The organism is Methanobrevibacter sp., assembly GCF_045220775.1.
Taxonomy (GTDB): domain Archaea; phylum Methanobacteriota; class Methanobacteria; order Methanobacteriales; family Methanobacteriaceae; genus Methanocatella.
Window position 1 is genome coordinate 1 of the sequence record NZ_JBGUWC010000124.1, and the last position, 2,456, is coordinate 2,456.

The 2,456-nt window shown below is 32.1% G+C and carries 6 protein-coding genes; all 6 read right to left on the reverse strand.

Annotated features, from left to right (window positions below; translation table 11 throughout):
- Positions 1–217: 217 nt before the first annotated feature.
- Positions 218–487, reverse strand: coding sequence for a hypothetical protein (locus ACJROP_RS08365; protein WP_406535014.1), 270 nt, complete (start codon positions 485–487; stop codon positions 218–220).
- A complete protein-coding gene (locus tag ACJROP_RS08370) occupies positions 474–896 on the reverse strand; it encodes a hypothetical protein (RefSeq protein ID WP_406535015.1) in 423 nt (140 codons plus the stop codon). The genes ACJROP_RS08365 and ACJROP_RS08370 overlap by 14 nt, the downstream gene beginning before the upstream one ends.
- A 25-nt stretch (positions 897–921) precedes the next feature.
- Positions 922–1,338, reverse strand: coding sequence for a hypothetical protein (locus tag ACJROP_RS08375; protein ID WP_406535016.1), 417 nt, complete (start codon positions 1,336–1,338; stop codon positions 922–924).
- A 15-nt stretch (positions 1,339–1,353) separates the two neighbouring features.
- Positions 1,354–1,539 carry a hypothetical protein gene (locus ACJROP_RS08380; RefSeq protein ID WP_406535017.1) on the reverse strand — a complete coding sequence of 62 codons (186 nt, stop codon included), beginning with the start codon at positions 1,537–1,539 and terminating at the stop codon, positions 1,354–1,356.
- 2 nt (positions 1,540–1,541) lie between these two features.
- Positions 1,542–1,907 (reverse strand): hypothetical protein, encoded by a 366-nt coding sequence (locus ACJROP_RS08385; protein ID WP_406535018.1) that lies wholly within the window; start codon positions 1,905–1,907, stop codon positions 1,542–1,544.
- 3 nt (positions 1,908–1,910) lie between these two features.
- Positions 1,911–2,456: hypothetical protein (locus ACJROP_RS08390; protein WP_406535019.1), on the reverse strand; the 546-nt coding region annotated here is incomplete at its 5' end.

Sequence of the window (2,456 nt, forward strand, 5' to 3'; positions counted from 1 at the left end):
TAATAGCTTTTCGTTTTCCTTATTCTTATGATGGTGTATCCATTTGAGTATTACACAGAACATTTCATTATTACAATCTTCCAGATAGGTTACTAAGTTGTGTAAGTAATTTAGTTCCCTACTTGCTTGTTCCAAATTAATTATACTGCATTGTTCGCCTCGTAGTTGAATATGTTCTTGGTATGTGTTCTCGTAGAGATATTTATTAGTCATTTTTTTATACCTCCCATGCTGTTTTAATATTATCTGCTCTTTTGTAGAACTCCTCACTTTTAGGAGTAACTCCTGATAGTAGGAATCCTGTAGCTATGTGTTGTGCTTCTCCTAAACTTAAACTATGCATAGTCATTAATTCCAAGGTCATTTCCTTAATGGACTCGTCGATGGTTTTTTCAACTGCTTCACGGATAATCTTCTCGATGTCTTCACGTGTTAATGTTTCAGCAACCTCTATTTCTTCACCAGTTTTTTTATTAATCACATTCATTATCCATAACCTCTTTAATATATTTATTATTGGAGTTTCGCAGGGATTCCTCAAAATCCTCATCTGTTAATCCACATTCCTCATAGAATTCTCGGCCTAATAAGAGTGTTGTCATTGCGGACATGAATTCTTCTTCATCATCAGTATATTCTTTTCTTTTGTAGATGTCACGGTAGAATTGTCGTTCAATATTGTTCATGAATTTACGGCGCAAATCCACAGTATATTTTTCATCACGAATAAGCTGAGCATAGGTTAATAATTTTATACTGAAGTCAATATTATCCAAGAATAATTTCTCGTCGGTTAAATATTTCATCATCCTTTCCGCACTCATTAGTAAATGTCCTTTTGGAGTTACATGTCCCTTTTCATCTATCATGATTTTTTCTATTTCACCATACACCATAAATGAATCATCCCCTCACTTTTTTTTATGTGAATATTAATTTAACTTCAGGATTATCAGCACAATAAGATATTAACTCAATGAATTCATACATTAAAGGGAAATATTTTTCGGGTTTATTGAAATCAGGTAAAGATTTTATTATCATATCCTCATCAACGAATAAACAAGGTTTTAATTTCCTGCATTCTTCTGAAGTTAATTCACCATCACAGTCACTGTGATCTATAAGTATACTTAAATCACCAATCTTTTCATAAAATTTTTCACTAAAAAAGAATACTCCCTCTGGGTCGAATGTTAAGTTCCTTAACATTACCATGTATTCATCATGTACTTCAGTTCCATAATGTAATAAGAAAAATCGTCGAATAAAACTAAATCCAAAATATCCAATACGGAAACTTTTTTCATTATCACTTGTCTTTATTTCCAATCCCATTATTTTTATCCTCCTCTATTTTAACCATTGTTTTCTTATTAGTATTCCATTGAAGTGTTCGAAGCTACCACATTCTTGGTCGGATTTAGTATAATTTTTTAATTTGCAAACATACCAACCGTATAATACATTACAACCGTATTCCCAGTCAGCATGTTGGCAATGATTACACTGGTTTAATTCCCTTTTAGAAAATAACATTTTTACTCCTCATCTTCTTGTATGAATAAGCACACATCCTTATCCCAATCATGTTTTTCTAGTAATTCCACCATAGCTTCGGCTTCTTCTAATGTACGATATGTACCATATGGGTGTGATAATCCATCCTCCATTTTCTTTCTAATAAAATACAGGTCAGTGGATTTTTTATGTTCAATATATTCTGTGACCTTCTCCCAATCAGATTCTTTTTCTTTTTCTTCTTTTGTATGAATGAGTATAATAGGATTCATCCAAACATTTTCTCTGGGATGACTGGTAATTCCTTGTATTCCCTTAAAAGTAATTGAGTCTATTTCATCTATTTTGTAAGTTTTACTGTAACTTTGTGGATTTAAAAGTGGCATAATCTATCCTCCCATTGTCATTAATTCAGCCCGTAAACCTAACAATAATAATTTTTCAGATTCATTTTTACACTTATCTAAATACTGATTAAGCGCAATCAGGCATCTGGTAATTGTGTACTGGTCTAAACTTTTAAGGTGGTCTTCCAAGCATGGTTGGGCATAACCTGATTCATCACTCCGGATTATATCACATTTTATTTCATATTTATCAAACTTACTAGTGTTGAAATCCAAGTCTACAAAGTTTACTTTAACTCTTTCAGTAGAATGTGGAGTCATATGGTTTATTTTTTCAGTGATTAATTGTTCAAGTTGAGGATATACTTTATTTTCCAATAATAATACCATGTTAGCGGCACCTTCAGTATAATCACCATTTAATTTATAATTATACTCATTTAATTTAGCCACGAGGTCTTTCATATTGTAACGTTTAGGATCTTCCTCTTCTCTACAGGTAAGACCTCCCATACGGTCAGGTATAATTAAGTATTCATATTTATCTTCCCTATTCCGGTCAGCCCATGTATCTACTACAATATAACC

Bases quoted from the DNA above. Each gene is read 5' to 3' on its own strand.
- ACJROP_RS08365 (WP_406535014.1), bottom strand. From the start codon at position 487: ATGAATGTGATTAATAAAAAAACTGGTGAAGAAATAGAGGTTGCTGAA.
- ACJROP_RS08370 (WP_406535015.1), bottom strand. From the start codon at position 896: ATGGTGTATGGTGAAATAGAAAAAATCATGATAGATGAAAAGGGACAT.
- ACJROP_RS08375 (WP_406535016.1), bottom strand. From the start codon at position 1,338: ATGGGATTGGAAATAAAGACAAGTGATAATGAAAAAAGTTTCCGTATT.
- ACJROP_RS08380 (WP_406535017.1), bottom strand. From the start codon at position 1,539: ATGTTATTTTCTAAAAGGGAATTAAACCAGTGTAATCATTGCCAACAT.
- ACJROP_RS08385 (WP_406535018.1), bottom strand. From the start codon at position 1,907: ATGCCACTTTTAAATCCACAAAGTTACAGTAAAACTTACAAAATAGAT.